19 protein-coding genes are annotated in these 17,043 nt (G+C 70.8%); 13 read left to right on the forward strand and 6 right to left on the reverse strand.

Annotated features, from left to right (window positions below; translation table 11 throughout):
- Positions 1 to 8: 8 nt before the first annotated feature.
- Positions 9 to 392 carry an ankyrin repeat domain-containing protein gene (locus tag LG391_RS13210; protein ID WP_225768463.1) on the forward strand — a complete coding sequence of 128 codons (384 nt, stop codon included), beginning with the start codon at positions 9 to 11 and terminating at the stop codon, positions 390 to 392.
- Here LG391_RS13210 and LG391_RS13215 read toward each other — a convergent pair whose 3' ends face one another.
- Both LG391_RS13215 and LG391_RS13220 read right to left on the reverse strand, forming a co-directional pair.
- Positions 393 to 761, reverse strand: a complete 369-nt coding sequence (locus tag LG391_RS13215; protein ID WP_225768464.1) for a GFA family protein — start codon at positions 759 to 761, stop codon at positions 393 to 395.
- Positions 762 to 822: 61 nt separating this feature from the next.
- Positions 823 to 2,937 carry an FUSC family protein gene (locus tag LG391_RS13220; RefSeq protein WP_225768465.1) on the reverse strand — a complete coding sequence of 705 codons (2,115 nt, stop codon included), beginning with the start codon at positions 2,935 to 2,937 and terminating at the stop codon, positions 823 to 825.
- A 313-nt stretch (positions 2,938 to 3,250) separates the two neighbouring features.
- Between LG391_RS13220 and LG391_RS13225 the strand changes: the two genes are divergently transcribed.
- From LG391_RS13225 to LG391_RS13250, 6 genes are all read left to right on the forward strand, one after another.
- Positions 3,251 to 4,078, forward strand: a complete 828-nt coding sequence (locus LG391_RS13225; RefSeq protein WP_225768466.1) for a metallophosphoesterase — start codon at positions 3,251 to 3,253, stop codon at positions 4,076 to 4,078.
- Positions 4,075 to 5,229: an ABC transporter ATP-binding protein gene (locus LG391_RS13230; RefSeq protein ID WP_225768467.1), complete on the forward strand. Its 1,155-nt coding sequence runs from the start codon at positions 4,075 to 4,077 to the stop codon at positions 5,227 to 5,229. Before LG391_RS13225 ends, LG391_RS13230 begins: the two co-directional genes overlap by 4 nt.
- Positions 5,222 to 6,148, forward strand: a complete 927-nt coding sequence (locus LG391_RS13235) for a carbohydrate ABC transporter permease (protein ID WP_225768468.1) — start codon at positions 5,222 to 5,224, stop codon at positions 6,146 to 6,148. Before LG391_RS13230 ends, LG391_RS13235 begins: the two co-directional genes overlap by 8 nt.
- Positions 6,145 to 6,981 carry a carbohydrate ABC transporter permease gene (locus LG391_RS13240; RefSeq protein ID WP_225768469.1) on the forward strand — a complete coding sequence of 279 codons (837 nt, stop codon included), beginning with the start codon at positions 6,145 to 6,147 and terminating at the stop codon, positions 6,979 to 6,981. Before LG391_RS13235 ends, LG391_RS13240 begins: the two co-directional genes overlap by 4 nt.
- A gap of 34 nt (positions 6,982 to 7,015) precedes the next feature.
- Positions 7,016 to 8,293: an ABC transporter substrate-binding protein gene (locus LG391_RS13245; RefSeq protein WP_225768470.1), complete on the forward strand. Its 1,278-nt coding sequence runs from the start codon at positions 7,016 to 7,018 to the stop codon at positions 8,291 to 8,293.
- 66 nt (positions 8,294 to 8,359) lie between these two features.
- Complete coding sequence (locus LG391_RS13250; protein ID WP_225768471.1) at positions 8,360 to 9,097, forward strand: GNAT family N-acetyltransferase; 738 nt, start codon at positions 8,360 to 8,362, stop codon at positions 9,095 to 9,097.
- A 135-nt stretch (positions 9,098 to 9,232) separates the two neighbouring features.
- Here LG391_RS13250 and LG391_RS13255 read toward each other — a convergent pair whose 3' ends face one another.
- Positions 9,233 to 9,703, reverse strand: coding sequence for an SRPBCC family protein (locus tag LG391_RS13255; RefSeq protein WP_225768472.1), 471 nt, complete (start codon positions 9,701 to 9,703; stop codon positions 9,233 to 9,235).
- 78 nt (positions 9,704 to 9,781) lie between these two features.
- Positions 9,782 to 10,276: a helix-turn-helix domain-containing protein gene (locus LG391_RS13260; RefSeq protein ID WP_225768473.1), complete on the reverse strand. Its 495-nt coding sequence runs from the start codon at positions 10,274 to 10,276 to the stop codon at positions 9,782 to 9,784.
- A 101-nt stretch (positions 10,277 to 10,377) separates the two neighbouring features.
- Here LG391_RS13260 and LG391_RS13265 point away from each other — a divergent pair, with 101 nt between their 5' ends.
- The gene (locus tag LG391_RS13265) at positions 10,378 to 10,953 is read left to right on the forward strand and encodes a dihydrofolate reductase family protein (RefSeq protein ID WP_225768474.1); all 576 of its coding nucleotides are present in this window, start codon (positions 10,378 to 10,380) and stop codon (positions 10,951 to 10,953) included.
- Between the two features lie 6 nt (positions 10,954 to 10,959).
- Here the strand turns inward: LG391_RS13265 and LG391_RS13270 are convergent, their stop codons facing one another.
- Positions 10,960 to 11,940, reverse strand: a complete 981-nt coding sequence (locus LG391_RS13270) for a zinc-binding dehydrogenase (protein WP_225768475.1) — start codon at positions 11,938 to 11,940, stop codon at positions 10,960 to 10,962.
- Between the two features lie 98 nt (positions 11,941 to 12,038).
- Here LG391_RS13270 and LG391_RS13275 point away from each other — a divergent pair, with 98 nt between their 5' ends.
- Entirely contained in the window at positions 12,039 to 12,434 is a 396-nt protein-coding gene (locus LG391_RS13275) for a helix-turn-helix domain-containing protein (RefSeq protein WP_225768476.1), read from the forward strand.
- Here LG391_RS13275 and LG391_RS13280 read toward each other — a convergent pair.
- Positions 12,431 to 12,928 (reverse strand): Lrp/AsnC family transcriptional regulator, encoded by a 498-nt coding sequence (locus tag LG391_RS13280; protein ID WP_225768477.1) that lies wholly within the window; start codon positions 12,926 to 12,928, stop codon positions 12,431 to 12,433. The two genes, LG391_RS13275 and LG391_RS13280, sit on opposite strands and share 4 nt — an antisense overlap.
- A gap of 46 nt (positions 12,929 to 12,974) precedes the next feature.
- On the opposite strand from LG391_RS13280, the gene LG391_RS13285 reads away from it, so the two are divergent.
- From LG391_RS13285 to LG391_RS13300, 4 genes are all read left to right on the forward strand, one after another.
- A complete protein-coding gene (locus LG391_RS13285) occupies positions 12,975 to 14,168 on the forward strand; it encodes an MFS transporter (RefSeq protein WP_225768478.1) in 1,194 nt (397 codons plus the stop codon).
- A gap of 105 nt (positions 14,169 to 14,273) precedes the next feature.
- A complete protein-coding gene (locus tag LG391_RS13290) occupies positions 14,274 to 15,305 on the forward strand; it encodes a type III polyketide synthase (protein ID WP_225768479.1) in 1,032 nt (343 codons plus the stop codon).
- Positions 15,305 to 15,802 (forward strand): isoprenylcysteine carboxyl methyltransferase family protein, encoded by a 498-nt coding sequence (locus tag LG391_RS13295; RefSeq protein ID WP_225768480.1) that lies wholly within the window; start codon positions 15,305 to 15,307, stop codon positions 15,800 to 15,802. The genes LG391_RS13290 and LG391_RS13295 overlap by 1 nt, the downstream gene beginning before the upstream one ends.
- Before the next feature lie 84 nt (positions 15,803 to 15,886).
- Positions 15,887 to 17,032 (forward strand): acyltransferase, encoded by a 1,146-nt coding sequence (locus tag LG391_RS13300; protein ID WP_225768481.1) that lies wholly within the window; start codon positions 15,887 to 15,889, stop codon positions 17,030 to 17,032.
- Positions 17,033 to 17,043 lie beyond the last annotated feature (11 nt).

A 17,043-nucleotide genomic window follows, 5' to 3' on the forward strand; every position in this document is an offset into this window, starting at 1 on the left:
CGATGCTGATGAACGCGGACGACGTGCTGAGACGTTACAAGGACGAGAACCTGCCGGATTTCGCCGGCATCGACCTGTCCGACGTGAACCAGGCCGGGGTCTTCGGCGACGCCCCGATCCATGTCGCGGCGAACCGCGGCCGCATCGACGAGATCACCGCGCTGCTGGAGGGCGGCGCCGATGTGAACGCATCTGGCGAACTGGGGAACACGCCGCTGCACGAGGCCGTGATGCAGAACCGCATCGAGGCCGTGAAGCTGCTGCTGGATCGCGGCGCCGACCCGCAGCGGCGGAACCAGTTCGGCGGCTCGCCGCTGGACGCGGCGCGCTCCCGCCAGAACCGGCGCCTGGTCCGGCTGCTGGAGGGCGGCACCCCGGCCCGCCGCCGCTGACTACCAGAGGTTCTTGCCGTCGATCACCTGGACCGGCACCGCATCCAGGTCGAAATCGTCGAGCAGACGGGCGTTGATGCTGATCTTGGGGTTGCTGAAATCCGGCCGGCCGGTGCTGAAATCCGGTGTCTCGGTATAGGTGCCGCAGCCGCAGATGGCGCAGTGGTGGTGCTGGATGGTGTAGCTGCGCCACTGATAGGTCGAGACCCGGTCGCGCGCCGTCAGCAGCTTGAACTGGGCGGCTGGGTAGTAGGCCCACAAGGCACCGCGCTTGGCGCAGAAGGAGCAGGTGCAGCGGGTGACGGTCTCCGGCGCCTGGGGCACCTCGAACTGCGTCGCGCCGCAATGGCAGCTTCCCTTGACCGTCATGGCGTTCCTCCGTCCCTGGCCGGTTAGTCCCGGCCCGGCAGTGTCGCCGAGATCGGGGACGCTAGGCCACCGCCCCGGCCCCGATCACCCCGGCCAGCGCCTCGACGGCGTCGACCATCCGGTCGGTCGCCTCGAGCAGCGCCATGATCACCGGCAGATCCGCTTCCGGCTGGCGGGCCGGGTCGAGCAGCTCGGCCAACGCCCGATGACGCGCCGGCAGGTCGGAGGGGATCGCCGGCGCCCGGTGGTCGCGCAGCGCGGAGGCCAGTTCGCCCAGAGCCGCAGCGACGGCGTGGCCGAAGGAGCCGATCGCGGCATGCTTCGCGAGCGCCGCGGCGCCATGGTCGTGCAGCGCGCTTTCCAGCGCCATGCCAGCGCGCAGGATGCGGTTGGCGTTGGCGAAGATCGCCTCGGCCCGGGCCGGCTGCTCGGGATCGGCCGGCTCGACCCGCAGCCGCTCGACCGAGGCCTGGGCATTGACCCGGGCGGCGCGGGCGGCGGTGCGGGCCTCGGCCTGGGCCCTTGCGTCGGTGCCGAGGAGTGCCGCCAGATAGGCGGCATAGGCGTCGATCATGGCGGCGATCACCGGCCGCTCACGCCCTCGCTCCCAGGTCGGCCACAGCAGATACGCGGCCAGCGCCAGCAGGCTGCCCAGCACGGTCGCGGCGCCGCGGTCCAGCAGCGTGTGGCCGGCCGGTTGCCCGGCCAGACCCAGCAGCAGCACGACCACGGCGGTCAGCAGCGACACCGCCAGGCCGTAATGGACCGGCGCCAGGTATCGGAAGCCGAAATAGAGCGGCGCGATCAGCAGCGCCTGGGCCAACGGATGGTCGAGCACCAGATAGACGACGGCCGAGGCCACCAGCAGGCCGGCCAGCGTGCCGAACATGCGCAGCAGGCCGAAGCTGACCGTGCCGCCGAAATCCGGCTTCAGCACGATCACCACCGTCATGGCGATCCAGTAGTACTGAGGCAGGCCGATGGCGCGGCCCAGCGCCTCCGCCGCCACCACGCAGACGGTACGCCGCAACGCATGCCGGAAGGCGGCGGAGGACAGCGACAGGCTGGCGCGCGGCGTCGCCGGCGGCGCGCGGGGGCGCAGCGCCGCCGGCTGCGGGGCGTCGCGCTCGGCCGCCCGCCGGTCGCCGCGGGCGCCGGCCTCCGCCGAGTTGCGGATCGCGGCCCGCAGCGCACCGGCGAGGCCGATCGCCCTTGCCTCCGCCAGATGCAGGCGGGAGCGGGGGAGCGGATCATGCGTGGCGTGGCGGGCGTCGCGCAGCCCGGCCAGCGCCGCCTCGAAGCCCTTCAGCGCCGCCCCGCCCTCCATCGGCCGGCCCTGGCGCAGCGCCATGCCGAGACTGCGCAGCACCACCGCCGCCTGGCGCATCACGGCCGGCAGCGCCGGGTCGACCACCCGCCCGCGCAGGTCGGACAGGGCCAGCAGCTCGAGCCGGATGCGCTCGGCCAGGCCCAGCAGCACCCGGAACGCCTCCACCCCGCGGATCCGGGCGGCGCCGCTGCGGGCCAGAAGTTGCTGCGCCTCGCCCAGGGAATCGGCCAGCGGCATGAATTCGGTGTCGTCCGGCATCGCCCGCGCGATCTCCGACAGCATGCGGTAGACCGAGGCCAGCGCGTCGCGCTCCGGCTGGTAGATCCTGAGCGGCCAGGCGGCGACGGAGAACAGCGTCGCCAGCAGGCCGCCGGCGAAGAACAGGCCGGAGGCGGCCCACGGATCGAAGCCGTGACCGGCGGTGCCGGCGGTCACCACCAGCACGATCAGGACGGCGGTGCCGCCCTGCGTCGCCACCGGCCCCAGCGCCACCAGCATGGCGAGCAGGAAGGCCGACGCGGCCAGCACCGGCAGGAAGGGCAGCCATTGCGTGCCGAGCGAGAAGCCGGCCAGGGCCGCGAGCCCGGCGCCGAGCGAGATCAGCAGCATGCGGCGCAGGCGCAGCGCATGCGGCCCCGGCGCGTCCGAGGTGACGACGTTGAGCGCGCCGCCAGCGACGGCGAGCCCGACATCGGTCTGGCCGGACAGCACGCCGAGAACCACCGGCAGCGCCACGGCCAGCGCGTTGCGCAGCGCGACCGGCCAGGGGATGGTGGCGCGGTTCCATTGCACCAGCGCCATCAGCAGCGGCGATCTCCGGCGGGGCGCCGCCCCGGTCACCGCCATGCTGCTCCGACCGTCTGAACGATCATCCGTCCGCCTTCTTCGAGTCGCCCGGGCCATGATCCCCGCCGATGCTTCACGGCGTCGACCGCCGATCCGCTTCCCCTGGACATCGATTCTTCATCGGGTCGCAACAGATCCGTCATCTCCGGCTCCTATCATCCGCGCGCCGCGAGACGCAGCGGAACCGGATACCGGCCGCGGCACCAGAGCTCGCTTTTCGACACATCCGATTGCCGCCGCTCGTCGGGCCGCCCGATGCGCGGGTGCTTTGCCATGACGTCCGGGGCGATCGGCAGCAGCAAAGGAGCCGACCGTGCGGGTGATCCAGATCACCGATACCCATCTCAGCCCCGGCAAGCGCCATTTCGCGCCGAACTGGGCGCCGCTGGCGGAGTGGCTGCAGGCCGCGCGGCCGGATCTGGTGGTCCACACCGGCGATCTCAGCGTCGACGGGGCCGATGTCGAGGCCGATCTGGAGCATTGCGCCGGGCTGCTGCGCACCCTGCCCTTCCCGGTGCTGTCGGTGCCCGGCAACCACGATGTCGGCGACCTGCCCGGCACCCGCCAGCCGGCGAACCGGGAGCGGCTGGAGCGCTGGCGCCGCATCATCGGGCCGGACCGCTGGGTGCACGACCAACCCGGCTGGCGCCTGGTCGGGCTGAACAGCCAGATCATCGGCAGCGGCGACGAGGAGGAGGCGGCGCAATTCGCCTGGCTGGAGGGGGTGCTGGAGGCCTGCGAGGGCCGCGGCGTCGTCGTCTTCACCCATAAGCCGATCTTCGTCGATCGACCCGACGAGGGCGACACCGGCTATTGGAGCATCCGCCCGGCGCCGCGCCGGCGGCTGCTGGAGCTGTTCGAACGGCACGGGGTGGCCCTGGTCGCCAGCGGCCACCTGCATCGGGCCTGGACCGGCGCCCATCTCGGCACCCGCTATGTCTGGGGCCCCTCCTCCGGCTTCATCGTCGGGCCGATGGAGCGCGACATGCCGGGCGATCGCATCCTCGGCGCCGTGACCCACACGCTGGACGAGACGGTGTCGAGCGAGATCATCGAGCTGCCGGAGCTGCGGCCCTTCGTGATCGACGACGTGATCCACGAGGTCTATCCGCGCCACCAGCCCGCCGAGGCCGCCTCGTGACCGGGCTCGCCCTGCGCCGTATCTCCAAGGCCTTCGGCGGCAATCGAATCCTGCAGGACGTCACCATCGAGGCCGCGCCGGGCGAGTTCATCGCCCTGGTCGGCCCGTCCGGCTGCGGCAAGACCACCCTGCTGCGCATCGCCGCCGGGCTGGAGCATGCCGACACCGGATCCGTGCAGTTGGGCGACCGCGACATCACCGCGCTGCGCCCGGCGGCGCGCGATATCGCCATGGTGTTCCAGTCCTACGCCCTGTACCCGCATCTGACCGCCGGGCAGAACATCGCCGTGCCGCTGGCGATGCGGCGGTTGACCACGGCCCAGCGCCTGCCCTTCATCGGCAACGTGATGCCCGGCCAGCGCGCCCTGCGCGCGGAGATTCAGGCCCGGGTGCGCGAAACCGCGGCCAGCCTGCGGATCGACCATCTGCTGGACCGCAAGCCGGGCCAGATGTCCGGCGGCCAGCGCCAGCGCGTGGCCCTCGCGCGCGCCCTGGTGCGCCGGCCCGCCGCCTTCCTGATGGACGAGCCCCTGTCGAACCTCGACGCCAACCTGCGGGTCCACACCCGCGGCGAGATCGTCGAGCTGCACCGCCGCGCCGGCGTCACCACGCTCTACGTCACCCACGACCAGTCCGAGGCGCTGAGCATGGCCGACCGGGTGGCGGTGATGATGGGCGGCCGCCTGCTGCAGCTGGACAGCCCGGCGAAGGTCTATGCCGACCCGGCGCATGTCGAGGTGGCGCAGTTCATCGGCAGCCCGCGGATCAATCTGCTGCAAGCGGTGCTGGACGAGACCCGCGCCGCCCGCATCGGCGGCCGGATCCTGGTCGACGGCGTCGAGGCCACGCCCGGCACTGCCGTGACGCTGGGCGTGCGGCCGGAGGCGCTGCGCTTCCTGATGCCGGGCCAGCCCGGCCTGGCCGCGACGGTGCGCCGGCTGGAGTTCCTGGGCTCCGAGCTGCTGGTGTTCCTCACGCTCGCCGATGGCGCGGAGCTGGTCGCCAAGACCGCTCCGGCCCTGGCGGCCGAGCTGGCGCCCGGGACCTCGGCAACCCTGGCGGTGGACGCCGCCGACGTCCTGGTCTTCGGCCCCGAAGGCAGCCGCTTGCCGGTGACGGCAGCGCCGCTGCGGATCGCCGCCCATGGCTGACCTCACCCTCGACGACGGCACCGCGCGCCGGGCCGCCCGGGCCGCGGCGCGGGCGGAGGGCCTGGCCGCCTGGCGCCTGTCCGCCCCGGCGGTGCTGCTTCTGGCGGCGCTGATCCTGGCCCCGACCCTGGCGGTGCTGGGCTTCAGCCTGACCGACTACGAGCTGGGCTATGACGGCATCAAATTCATCGGCCTCGACAACTACGCCGAGCTGCTGGGCGACCGCACCTTCCTGATCTCGCTGAAGAACACCGCGATCTACACCGCCATCGTCACCCCGGCCTCGGTGCTGCTGGGTCTGGGCGTCGCGCTGCTGATCGAGGCGGAGACGCGCGGCCGTGCGCTGTTCCGGACCGTCTACTTCCTGCCCGTCGCCTCGCTGCTGGTGGCCATGGCCACGGTCTGGCAATACCTGCTGCACCCCAGCATCGGCCCAGTGAACGAGATGCTGCGCCTCTTCGGTCTCGGCGGCCCGAACTGGCTGGGCGACAGCAAGACCGTGCTGCTGAGCCTGGCGTTGATCGGCGTGTGGCAGTCGGTCGGCTTCAACATGGTGCTGTTCCTGGCCGGGCTGACCGCGATCCCGCGCGAGCTGTACGCCGCCGCCGAGATCGACGGCGCCGCCGGCGCCTGGGAGCGGTTCCGGCTGGTCACCTGGCCGATGCTGGGGCCGACCACGCTGTTCGTGATCACCATCAGCGTGGTCAATGCGGTGAAGGTGTTCGAGACCGTCGGCACCCTGACCCAGGGCGGCCCGAACAAGGCGTCGGAGGTGCTGCTCTGGACCATCTACCAGGAAGGCTTCGTCTATCTCCGGGTCGGCTACGCCTCGGCGATGACGGTGGTGTTCCTGGCCGTGCTGGTGGTGCTGATGCTGCTGCAGTACCGGGTGCTCGACCGGCGGGTGCACTACGCATGACTAGCCAGCCTTGGACAATCCTGCGTGGCCTGCGCCTGGCCCTGCTGTCAGCCGGCGCCTTGGTCTTCGTCGCGCCCTATCTGTGGATGCTGTCGGTCGCGCTGAAGCCGCAGGACGAGATCTTCTCCTCCTCCCTGTCGCTGCTGCCGCAGCGCTGGGCGCTGGCCGAGAACTTCACCAAGGCGCTGACCCGGGTGCCGATGGCGCAGATCCTGCTGAACGGCGTCGTCGTCTGCGGCCTGATCCTGGTGCTGCAGGTGCTGGTCGCCGTGCCCTGCGCCTATGCCATGGCCAAGCTGCGCTTCCGCGGATCCCGGGCAATGGTCACCATGATCATGCTGGGCCTGCTGGTGCCGATCCACGCCATCGCCCTGCCGATCTATGTGGCGCTGTCGGCCACAGGCACGCTGAACACCTATGTCGCGCTGGTGGCGCCCTTCACCATCTCGGTGTTCGGCATCTTCCTGTTCCTGCAGTTCTTCCGGGCGATGCCGGACGACCTGATCGCCGCGGCCCGGCTGGACGGGATGTCGGAGCTGGCGATCGTCTGGCGCGTGATCGTGCCGAACGCCTGGCCGGCGATCACCGCCTTCGCGATCTTCTCGGTCGTCGCCCATTGGAACGACCTGTTCTGGCCGCTGATCGTGGTCAGCGACACGAAGATGGCGACGCCGCCGCTGGGCCTGCTGTTCTTCCGCGCCGCCGAGGCGGGCGACGACTACGGCGCGCTGATGGCGGCGACGGTGATCGTCACCCTGCCGCTGGTCGCCGCCTTCCTGGCCGCCCAGCGCCGCTTCATCGAAGGCATCACCCTGACCGGGCTGAAGGGCTGACCCGGTCGCGTTTCTTCCTACAGAGGGGCAATCCGTGAAACTGATCCGAACCGCGCTGGCGGGCATGGCGCTGGCCGCGAGCCTGGCCGGCGCCGCGAGCAACACGGCCTTGGCCGAGACCACCCTGACCGTCCACTACCCGATGCCGGGCTTCTTCAAGGACGTGATGGACACGATCTCGCAGAAGTTCATGTCCGAGCATCCGGACATCAAGATCGTGTTCGCCAGCCCCTCGCCGACCTATGAGGACGGGCTGCAGCAGATCCTGCGCCAGGCCGGCACCCCCGAGATGCCGGATATCACCTTCATCGGCCTGAACCGGCTGCGGGTGGTGGCGGAGCGCGGCATCTCGGTCGACCTCAAGCCCTTCATCGAGAAGGACGGCCACATGGCCGAGCAGGGCTTCAGCGACCACATCCTGGGCCTGGCCCAGTTCGGTGGGCAGCAGGCCGGCCTGGCCTTCGCCACCTCGAATCCGATCATGTACATGAACGCCGACCTGGTGCGGAAGGCCGGCGGCAACCCGGACACCCCGCCCAAGACCTGGGACGAGGTGCTGGCCCTGGGCGCCAAGATCAAGGCGCTGGGCGACGGCGTCGACGGCATCGACTTCCGCTGGCAGGGCGACGATTGGATGTTCAGCGCCCTGCTGTTCGGCGCCGGCGGCGACATGCTGTCGGCCGACGAGAAGAAGGTCGCCTTCGACGGCGAGGAAGGCCTGGCCGCCTTCACCCTGGTCCAGCGCATGGTGAAGGAGGGCGGCATGCCGGTCTTCACCAAGTCGGCGGGCGAGCAGGCCTTCGTCGCCGGCAAGGTCGGCCTCGCCTTCCAGACCACCGGCGCGCTGCGCAACACCATCAAGAATGTCGGCGACAAGTTCGAGCTGCGCACCGCGCCGATCCCGCTGCTGGACCCGGCCAAGGGCCAGCTGCCGACCGGCGGCAACGCCGCGGTGATGCTGACCCGCGACCCGGCGAAGCAGCAGGCGGCGTGGGAGTTCATCAAGTTCGCCGCCGGCCCCTATGGCGCCTCTGTGGTGGTGCCGGGCACCGGCTACGTCCCGAACAACGAGCTGGCGGCCAAGTCGCCCGAATATCTCGGCGACTTCTATGCCCAGAACCCGCTGTTCCGCGCCGGGCTGGAGCAGATGCCGAAGATGCGCCCCTGGTACGCCTTCCCCGGCACGAACGGCGTCAAGGTGACCCAGACCATCGTCGACAACCTGTCGCGGGTGGTGGAGCAGAGCACGACGCCGGAGGAGGCCCTGGCCGACGCCGCCGACGAGGTGCAGAAGCTGCTGCCGCGGCGCTGAATCGTCGCTAAATAAAGAGGGGGCCGGACAGCCGTCCGGCCCTTTCCGTTTCCGGGGTCAGTACCCATGTCCGCCGACGATATCGCCTGGAGAGTCGAGGAAGCCTGCCAGAACGCCTGGCCGTCGCCGCGGCAGGTGCTGCTGGGCGGCTGGCTGCTGCGCGCCTCCGGCGGCGCCACGCGGCGCACCAACTCGGTCAACCCGCTGCGCGGCGGCCCGCGCGACCCCGGCGGCATCATCGCCGCGGCGGAAACGATCTATCGCGGCCTGGGCCAGCCCTCCCGCTTCCGGGTGCCGTCGATCGCCGCGGGCATGGATGAACCGCTGGAGCGCGCGGGCTATACGGCCGAGGGCGAGACCGCCACGCTGCTGGCCGACCTGGCGGACCACCGGCCGCGGGACTGCGCCCATATCGAGCTGTCGGACCGCCCGGACGAGGACTGGCTCGCCCTGCGCTCGGTCCAGCCCGACCCGATCTTCGGCGCTATGGTCGACAGCATCGTCCTGCCCAAGGCCTTCGCCGCCTGCCGGATCGATGGCCGGGTGGTGGCCAAGGCCTATGGCGTCGTCCACGACCGGCTGCTGGTGCTGGAATCGGTCGAGACCCATCCCGAGCATCGCCAGCGCGGCTACGCCGCACGGACCGTCGGCCATCTGATGGATTGGGGCCTGACCCAGGGCGCCGGCGGCGCCTGCCTGCAGGTGGTGGCCGACAACGCGCCGGCCCTGGCGCTCTACGGGTCGCTCGGCTTCCGAACCGAGCTGTACCGCTACCACTACCGCAGCAAGGCCACCGCCGGCTGATCCGCCGGCCGCTGTTCAGAACAGGCTGTCATTGCGAGGAGGCGCAGCCGACGAAGCAATCCAGGGGCCACGCCAAACGGCCCTGGATTGCTTCGCTGCGCTCGCAATGACGCCTCTTTCCTGGGCTCACCTGGATCACATTCGGGCGGCCAGCTCCGCCAGCTGGTCGGCGCACTGGCCCCAGCCCTCGTGGAAGCCCATCTTCTCATGCGCCTCGCGGTCGGCGACGGTCCAGTGCACCGCGCGGGCGGTGTAGCGGGTCTTCCCGCCCTCGTCCTCGAAGGTGATGATGCCGGTGAAGAACGGCTTCTCCGCCGGCTCCCAGGCCTTGGTATAGGCGTCGGTGAAGACCAGGCGCTCGTTCTTCACCACTTCAAGATAGACGCCCCGCATCGGGGATTCGGTGCCGTCCGGGCCGCGCATCACGATCAGGTTGGAGCCGCCCGGGCGCAGATCGACCTCGATCACCGGGGTGGTCCAGGGCCGCGGCGTGAACCACTGCTTCATCAGCTCGGGCTCGGTCCAGGCGCGGAACAGCTTCTCGCGGGGCGCGTCGATCAGGCGGGTCAGGACGAGTTCGCGGTCGGAGGCGGGGGCGGCGGGCACGGGGATCTCCTGGTTTGAGCGTCTGATGCCCCAAGGACGGGCCCCCGGCCGGGGTTCCGACACGCCCCTCAAAAAAAATCAGCCGGCGGCGCGGACGGCCAGGAAGGCCTCGCGTAACCTTTCGGCCACGGTCGGGCCGCTGCGCCGGCGCGGCTGGCCGAGATGGGCGCTGCGCAGATCGTCCATGAACTCGTCCCACAGCGCCGGCCCGCCCTCCTCCAGCAGCTGGGCACGGATCGACAGGTCCCGGGTGGCCGGCAGGTGGCGGCGGCCCCAGGCGCCCATATGGGCCAGCAGCGGCACCAGCTGGATCGCCTTCTCGGTCAGGCTGTAGATCGCCTTCTGCTTGTGGCTCTCGTCGTCGGTGCGGGTCAGGAAGCCGCCCTCTGTCAGCCGCTTCAGCCGGTCGGCCAGGATGTTGGAGGCGATGCCCTCCTCCGACTGGACCAGCAGCTCGCGGAAGTGCCGGCGGTCGCCGAACATGATGTCGCGAATCACCAGCAGGCTCCAGCGGTCGCCCAGGGCCTCGAGGGTCAGATTGATCGGACAGCCGGATCGCGGTTCGCTGCTCATATCGGGTCGCTCCTTTTCCGCTTGCAATATGCAATCGGAATAGATAGAACGCAACCAGTTGCTACATACAATCAGTTAGTAAGTGATCCAGGAGGACACCCATGCGAAAGGCCATCCTGTCGATGTTCATCAGCCTGGACGGCTACATCACCGGACCGAAGGGGGAGTTCGTGCCGCCGCAATGGTCCGACGACCTGGCGACGCACTGGTCCGGCTATGCCCTGGAACGGGCCGGGCACCTGCTCTATGGCCGGGTCAACTTCCTGTTCAACAAGGGGTTCTGGGAGCCGGCCGAGACCGATCCGAACAGCCCGGCGGCGGGCGTTCCCTGGGCCGCGGTGATGAACCGGCTGCCCAAGACCGTGTTCTCGACCACGCTGACCGGCGATCCCGGCTGGAACGGCACGGTGGTGCGCGACGACCTGGAAGGCACCGTCGCGCGGCTGAAGGCGGAGGGCGACGGCGACCTGTACATGTTCGGCGGCGCCGGCATCGCCCAGAGCTTCGTCGCCCGCGACCTGTTCGACGAATACCGGCTGATGGTGACGCCGACCCTGTTCGGCGACGGCCAGCGTCTGTTCGCGCCGGGCTTCGACCGCATCGACCTGACGCTGATCGACAACCGGACGCTCGACACCGGCGCCGTGATCCTGCACTACCGGCGCGAGCGCGGCTGAGCCTTCCTACGGGATCAGCACGACCTTGCCGGTGCTCTTGCGATCCTCCAGCGCCCGGTGCGCCTCGGCGGCCTGGTCCAGGCGATAGCTGCTGCCCCGGATCACCCGCAGCGCGCCGGATGCGGCCAGGGCGAACAGCTCCGCCAGATCGACACGCAGGCCTTCGGGCGTCAGCAGCGGCAGCAGGGCGAAACCCTTCAGCGACTGGTTCTGGAGGATCATGCCTTCGAGCTCGGCGGCCCCGAGCTCGAACCGGCCCAGCGCGCCGAACACCAGCTCGCCGCGCGGTGCCAGGGCTTCAAGGCAAGCTCTGGTCACATCGCCACCGACCGTGTCATAGACGATGTCGGCCCCGGCGCCGCCGGTGGCGTCGCGGACCAGGGCGGCCCAGCCGGGCTTCCCATAGTCGATGCTGAGATCCGCCCCGAGGCTGCGGGCGACATCCAGCTTCTCCTGCCCTCCTGCCACAGCGATCACCCGCTCCGCGCCGGTGTGCCGGGCCAGTTGCAGCAGCAGCGACCCGACGCCGCCGGCTGCGGCGGTGACCAGCACCGTCCGGCCGCGCGGCGGGCTGTGCCGCACCAGATGCAGCGCCGACAGCCCCTGCACCAGCAGCGCCGCCGCATCCTCGAAGGACAGGCCGCCGGGCAGCGGCACGACGGCGCTGGCCTCGATGGCGACATATTCGGCATAGCCGCCGGTGGGCCGGCCGATCGCGAACATCGGCACAGCAACCCGCGCCTCGATCAACGCAGGATCAACGCCCTCCCCCACCGCCTCGATCTCTCCCGCCACTTCGACGCCGGGCACCATCGGCAGCTCGGGCGTGACCGCGTAGAGATTCCGGCGCAGCAGCGTCTCGAAATAGTTCACCCCGGCGGCCCGCACCCGGACCAGCACCTCGCCGGGACCGGGCTGCGGGGTCGGCCGCTCGACGATCTCGAGCACCTCGGGCCCGCCGAAACGGTTGAACTGAATGGCTTTCATGGCCTCACCCGGCGTTGGACAGCGTGAGGCGCCTTTTGCCAGTATGCCGCCGGGCGGCTCTACACACCCTTTCGTTCCATACTGACCAGAAGGTGACCATGGCCGAGACGATCAAGCGGCTGCCGGTGCTTCCGGTGGAACGCGCCTTCAAGGTGGTCGGCGGCCGCTGGAAGGCGGTCATCCTCTACCACCTGTTCGACGGGCCCCGGCGGCTGTCGCAGCTCAAGCGCGCTCTGCCCGAGATCAGCCAGAAGGTGCTGATCCAGCAGCTGCGCGAGATGGAGGAGCACGGCTTGGTCCACCGCGAGATCTTCCGCCAGGTGCCGCCGCGGGTGGATTATTCGGCCACGCCGCTGGGGCTGAGCCTGGAGCCGGTGCTGCGCGCCCTGTGCGACTGGGGTCAGCGCCACGCCGCTGCGCTGGACGAGCTGGACCGCCTGGCCGAATGCCGCCTCCGGCCTGCGCAGCCCACAGAGGTGTCGCCAGCGGCTTAGCCGGCCGGTAGCGCCCCGCGCTCGAGATGCGAGCTGAGCACGATATAGCTGCGCGTGCCCTGGACGCCGGGGATGTCGTAGATCACCCGCAGCAGGTCCTCCAGCCCCTGGGCGTCCTGCGTCCGCACCTTCAACAGGACGCAGGTGTCGCCGGTGACGGTGTGGATCTCCTCCACATCCGGCAGCTGCGCCAGGTCGAGCATCTCCTGGGTCTTGCCCCAGCCGGTCGTGTTGACATGGATGAAGGCCAGGATCGGCTTGCCGAGCTTGCGCCCGTCCAGCGCCGCCACCGTGGCCTTGATCACCCCGTCGCGCTTCAGCCGCTTCACCCGCTCATGCACCGCCGGCGGCGACAGGTTCAGCGCCCGGCCGAGCTCGGCATAGCTCAGCGTCGCATCGGTCGCCAGCAGCCCTAACAGCTTTCTGTCGACCGCATCGACGGAGGGGGCCTCGGCGGGCCGGCGCCGAACCGCCTTCGTATTTTCGATGACCACGAGAATCGCCCTTCATGACCGAACCAGGTTCGGCGATTATTATCTCATGACCGAACGCCATCAACATCAGAGCGCCGTCTCGCTGCAGACCGCGATCCTGACCGCCGGCATCGCCGTGGTCGGTTCGAACTCGCTGGTGCTGAGCCCGATCCTGGGCGACGTCGCCGTGGCGATGGCGGCCACGCCGGTGGCGGTGTCGCGCGCCATCGCCGCCTATGGCGGGGCGACCGCGCTCTCGGCCTTCCTGCTGGCGCCGCAGATCGACCGCATCGGCCCACGGCGGGCGCTGCTCGGCGGCATGGTCGGGCTGGCGGCGGCGACGCTGCTCTCCGCCTTCGCCATGCATTGGCTGATGCTCGCGGCGGCCCAGGCGCTGGCCGGGGTCGGCGCCGGGATCATCCTGCCCTCGATCTACACCCTGGCCACCACGATCGCACCGCCGGGCCGGGAATCGCGGGTGCTGGGCCGGGTGCTGACCGGCTGGTCGATCTCGCTGGTCGCCGGGGTGCCGGTCGCGGCCCTGGTGGCGGAGACACTGGGCTGGCGCGCCGTCTTCCTGCTGCTGGCCGGCCTTGCGGTCCTGGCCATGATCGGCACCACCCGGCTGCCGGCCCCGCCATCCCGGCCACAGGTGGCGCGGCCCGGCCTGGGGGCGCTGGTCGCCCCCCTCGCCTATCCCGGCGTGCCGGCGCTGCTGGCGATCTGTCTCGGCTTCATGGCGTCCTTCTACGGCATCTACGCCTTCATCGGCGACCATGTGCGGGCCTCGCTCGGCCTCAGCGCCGGCCAGGCGGGGGTGATCGTGCTGACCTACGGCATCGGCTTCGGCGCCGCCAGCCTGGGCGACGGGCTGGTCGACCGGCTGGGGCCGCGCCGGCTGTTCCCGCTGGTGCTGGCGGCCGTGGCCGCGATCTATGCGCTGATGCTGCCGGCGGCGCACAGCTTCGCCGCGATCGCCGCGCTGACGGGGCTGTGGGGTTTCGCCAACCATTTCGGGCTGAACATCCTGGTGCTGCTGCTGTCCCGGGCCAAGCCGGAGGCACGCGGCGCGGTGCTGGGGCTGAACAGCGCCGTCACCTATCTTGGCACCCTGGTCGGCACCGGCCTGGCCGGGATCGGCTATGCCGCCGCCGGTTTCCCGCCGCTGGCGACGGCCGCCGCCGCCGCCTGCCTCGCCGCCGCCCTGGTCGCCGCGACGGCGCTGCGGCCGCGGCGGATCACCGGCCCTGCGGCATCCTGACCCTGCCCTGCGAGAGCAACGCGGCCGACACCCTTTCCGAACAGCCTGGACGGACCAGTTCCCTGGTCTGACGCTGAGCGGGGCCGTGTCCCGCGGAGGTAGAGCATGCCCAGGCTCGCGGGGCTGGCCACGGCCGTTCCCCGACATGTGATCACCCAGGCCGAGGCGCGCGAAGGCGCCCGGCGCGTCTTTGCGGCGCGGCCGGAGCTGTTCGAGCGCATGGCGCCGATCTACGACTCCGCCGGCATCGACACCCGCCGCTCCGCCGTGCCGCTGGACTGGTACTTCGCGCCGCATGACTGGCACGACCGTAGCGCGGTGTTCCTCTACACGGCGCTGGACCTGCTTGAGGACGCGGCCCGGCGCTGCCTCGACGAGGGCGGCATCGGCGCCGGCGAGGTCGACGCCATCGTCACCATCTGCTCGACCGGCATCGCCACGCCCAGCCTCGACGCCCGGCTGATGGAGCGGCTGCCGTTCCGGCCGGACACGGTGCGGCTGCCGGTCTTCGGCCTGGGCTGCGCCGGCGGCGTGCTGGGCCTCGCCCGCGCCGCGGCCCTGTCGCGCGCGCTGAAGGGCACCGTGCTTCTGCTGGTGGTGGAGCTGTGCGGCCCGACCTTCCGGCGCGGCGACCTGACCAAGAGCAACGTCGTCGCCACCGCGCTGTTCGGCGATGGCGCCGCCGCGGCGCTGATCCGGCCGGAGGACGGCGTACCGGCCCTGGGCCCGACCGGCGAGCATCGCTGGCCCGGCACGCTGGACGTGATGGGCTGGTCGGTCGAGGCCGACGGGCTCGGCGTGATCTTCTCGCGCGACATCCCGACCCTGGTCCGCCACGAACTGCGGCCGGCGGCAGAGGGGTTCCTCGACCGCCACGGACTCACCCTCGGCGACCTCTCCGGCTTCGTGTTCCATCCCGGCGGCACCAAGGTGGTCGAGGCGCTGCGCGACGCCTTCGACCTGCCGGACGCGGCGATGGCCGCCGAGCGCGCGGTGCTGCGCCGCTATGGCAACATGTCGGCGGTGACCGTGCTGTTCGTGCTGGCGGAGAAGCGCCGGCAGATGGCCGGGCGCTGGCTCTTGAGCGCGCTGGGTCCCGGCTTCTGCGCCGGCTTTGCCGTGCTGGATTGCGGCTGATGCTGGGCTGGGCACAGTGGCTGGCGCTGCTGGTGGCGGCACAGCGCCTGGGCGAGCTGGCCTATGCGCGCCACAACGAAAGCCGCCTGCGAGCCCGCGGCGCGGTCGAGAGGGGGGCGCGCCACTATCCGCTGTTCATCCTTCTGCATGGCGCCTGGCTTCTGGCAGTCTTCCTGTTGATCCCGGCCGATCAGGTGCCGTCCTGGCCGCTGCTGGCCCTGTTCCTGCTGCTACAGCTGGCTCGGGTCTGGGTGGTGGCGACGCTGGGGCCGTATTGGACCACGCGGGTGCTGAGCCTGCCCGGCGCGCCGCTGGTGCGCCGGGGCCCCTATCGCTGGGTCAGGCACCCCAATTACCTGATCGTGGCGGCGGAGATCGCAGTGCTGCCGCTGGCCTTCGATGCCTGGACGATCGCCATCGCCTTCTCGCTCGCCAACGCCCTGCTGCTGCGCCACCGCATCGGCGTCGAAGAGAACGCTCTGGCCGGACGGAGCTGAGGCGGGACGCCGCAACCCCGGGAACGTTCCGTCGGCCCGATGGTTCGGTCCATCAGGCGCCATCGACAACAGCATTCCGGAGCCATGGCCGAGGCATCCCTCCGCAGCCAGCAGCAATACTTTCCCGCCCTGACCGCGCTGCGTGGCATCGCCGCGCTCTGCGTCGTTCTGTTCCACTATTCGGTCGGGTCGTTTCCGAACCTGCATCTGACCGATACGACCTTCTTCGTCGGCAAGAGCTACCTGTTCGTCGACCTGTTCTTCTCGCTCAGCGGCTTCATCCTGATGCATGTCTACGGACGCGGCTTCGCCGACGGCCCGTCCAGGGCAACGCTGGGCCCGTTCCTGCGGGCCCGCCTGGCGCGGCTGTATCCGCTGCACCTCGTCCTCCTCGGCGGCTTCGTGCTGCTGGAGCTGGTGAAGCTGGCGGTCGACCGCACCGGCCTCGATGCCTTCGGCGGCAGCCACACCCTCGCCACCCTGCCGGGCAGCCTGCTGCTGCTGAACGCGGCCGGACTCTACGACACCATCACCTGGAACGGGCCGTCCTGGTCGATCAGCGCCGAATGGATCGTCGGTCTCGCCTTCCCGCTGCTGGTGCCGGTCGTCGCCCGGCTGCGCCCGTCCGGGCTGCTCCTGCTCTATGTCACGACCCTGGCCGGCTTCGCCCTGCTCTCCGCCGGCCCCCAGCACGACCTCGACCTGACCAGCGACTGGGGCGTGCCGCGCTGCTTCCTCGGCTTCGTCGGCGGCATGATCCTCTACCGCGTCTGGCAGGACGGCGCCCCGGAGTGGATGGCGACCGACATCGCGGCGCTGGCCACGGCAGCCGGCATCGTCCTGGCGATGCACCTGAACATGCGCGGCGTCTTCGTGGTTCCGCTGTTCGGCCTGCTGATCCTCTGCCTGGCGCAGAACACGGCGCGGGTCGGCCGGGCGCTCGGCACGCGGCCGATGATCTTCCTGGGGGAGATCTCGTATGCCGTGTATCTCGCGCAGATCCTGCTGCTCGACAGCGTGCATCTCGGCTGGCGCCTGGCGACAGGACACGACCTGCAGGAGGCCGGCTTCTCCGCCCTGCAGTCGCTGGGGGTGATCGCCCTGATGGTGGCGGCGCTGCTGCCGCTCTCCATCCTGCTGCATCGCCGGGTCGAGGTGCCGGCCCGCGGCTGGCTGCGCCGGGTGGGCGCGCCGCGTCCGCTGCGCCCTGCCCTCGAGCGGCCGGGCTGAGGGGTACAGAT

This window comes from Inquilinus sp. Marseille-Q2685, assembly GCF_916619195.1.
Taxonomy (GTDB): Bacteria; Pseudomonadota; Alphaproteobacteria; order DSM-16000; family Inquilinaceae; genus Inquilinus.

Coding starts and splice junctions, on each gene's coding strand:
- LG391_RS13210 (WP_225768463.1), top strand. CDS start 9: ATGAACGCGGACGACGTGCTGAGACGTTACAAGGACGAGAACCTGCCG.
- LG391_RS13215 (WP_225768464.1), bottom strand. CDS start 761: ATGACGGTCAAGGGAAGCTGCCATTGCGGCGCGACGCAGTTCGAGGTG.
- LG391_RS13220 (WP_225768465.1), bottom strand. CDS start 2,937: ATGGCGGTGACCGGGGCGGCGCCCCGCCGGAGATCGCCGCTGCTGATG.
- LG391_RS13235 (WP_225768468.1), top strand. CDS start 5,222: ATGGCTGACCTCACCCTCGACGACGGCACCGCGCGCCGGGCCGCCCGG.
- LG391_RS13240 (WP_225768469.1), top strand. CDS start 6,145: ATGACTAGCCAGCCTTGGACAATCCTGCGTGGCCTGCGCCTGGCCCTG.
- LG391_RS13250 (WP_225768471.1), top strand. CDS start 8,360: ATGTCCGCCGACGATATCGCCTGGAGAGTCGAGGAAGCCTGCCAGAAC.
- LG391_RS13260 (WP_225768473.1), bottom strand. CDS start 10,276: ATGAGCAGCGAACCGCGATCCGGCTGTCCGATCAATCTGACCCTCGAG.
- LG391_RS13265 (WP_225768474.1), top strand. CDS start 10,378: ATGCGAAAGGCCATCCTGTCGATGTTCATCAGCCTGGACGGCTACATC.
- LG391_RS13270 (WP_225768475.1), bottom strand. CDS start 11,940: ATGAAAGCCATTCAGTTCAACCGTTTCGGCGGGCCCGAGGTGCTCGAG.
- LG391_RS13275 (WP_225768476.1), top strand. CDS start 12,039: ATGGCCGAGACGATCAAGCGGCTGCCGGTGCTTCCGGTGGAACGCGCC.
- LG391_RS13285 (WP_225768478.1), top strand. CDS start 12,975: ATGACCGAACGCCATCAACATCAGAGCGCCGTCTCGCTGCAGACCGCG.
- LG391_RS13290 (WP_225768479.1), top strand. CDS start 14,274: ATGCCCAGGCTCGCGGGGCTGGCCACGGCCGTTCCCCGACATGTGATC.
- LG391_RS13295 (WP_225768480.1), top strand. CDS start 15,305: ATGCTGGGCTGGGCACAGTGGCTGGCGCTGCTGGTGGCGGCACAGCGC.
- LG391_RS13300 (WP_225768481.1), top strand. CDS start 15,887: ATGGCCGAGGCATCCCTCCGCAGCCAGCAGCAATACTTTCCCGCCCTG.